Origin of the sequence: Marinobacter bryozoorum, assembly GCF_023156245.1 — a bacterium.
Lineage (GTDB): Bacteria > Pseudomonadota > Gammaproteobacteria > Pseudomonadales > Oleiphilaceae > Marinobacter > Marinobacter bryozoorum.
Genome location: NZ_JAKZAH010000125.1, coordinates 1 through 711, shown reverse-complemented (window position 1 = coordinate 711; position 711 = coordinate 1). Strand labels below are relative to the sequence as shown.

The 711-nt window shown below is 59.1% G+C and carries 1 protein-coding gene; it reads right to left on the bottom strand.

The window, feature by feature from the left end; translation table 11 throughout:
- Positions 1 to 254 precede the first annotated feature (254 nt).
- Positions 255 to 711: type II toxin-antitoxin system VapC family toxin (locus MLC59_RS19875; RefSeq protein ID WP_248237338.1), on the bottom strand; the 457-nt coding region annotated here is incomplete at its 5' end.

The window sequence follows — 711 nt, the reverse complement described above, 5'->3', positions numbered from 1 at the left end:
GATTGCCGGATCAATGCGTAGATCCAGCCGCGCGCTTGTCTTTGACATGCGATATTCCTCCTTCCCGAGGGCGGCCAGTCGGCGCACCCCCAGTGGGTTGCTCTCCATCGCTCATACTGGCGATGAACGGCCACCATGAGCGCGTACGGAACATTTCCGTACATGGACACTATCGGCTTAACGGAGCCGGATGTCAATTCAGTAGCGCCACCACCGCCCTACTCCCGTATGGATCAGTTGCCGTAACGAGAGCTTTATAAACCGATATATCGGAACAACGGGGCTTTGCCTGCCTTCTTGTCGAACGTAGCCGTTTCCTCTGCCCCGGCTGCTTTCCCGTACCAGGCGATGACGTGATCCGGGAAGTCCGCGCCAGACTGTCGATAATCCGCCAGGGCTCTGCGAACCAGCTCCCGATCCGGAACGTGAAGCTGCTGGGCATCGAGGAGTGCGGTTATCTGGTCAGCAATATCCTCCCGGGCAACCTTGTAGACCCGCTGGAGTACCCACGCCAGTTCGCACAGCGCGATGGTTGATACAGCGCACGGGGAATCCACCGTGCAGTGGGTCTGGATGAAATCCGCAGCAATACCGTGCTGTTCGGGGTCACTCTCGGCATCAACCAGAAACCGGATGCGTAAACCGCTGAAGGTTGCCACCCATTCCACGTGAAGCCTGCCACCCGGACCGGAGCAAGGCTGCCACCCATCG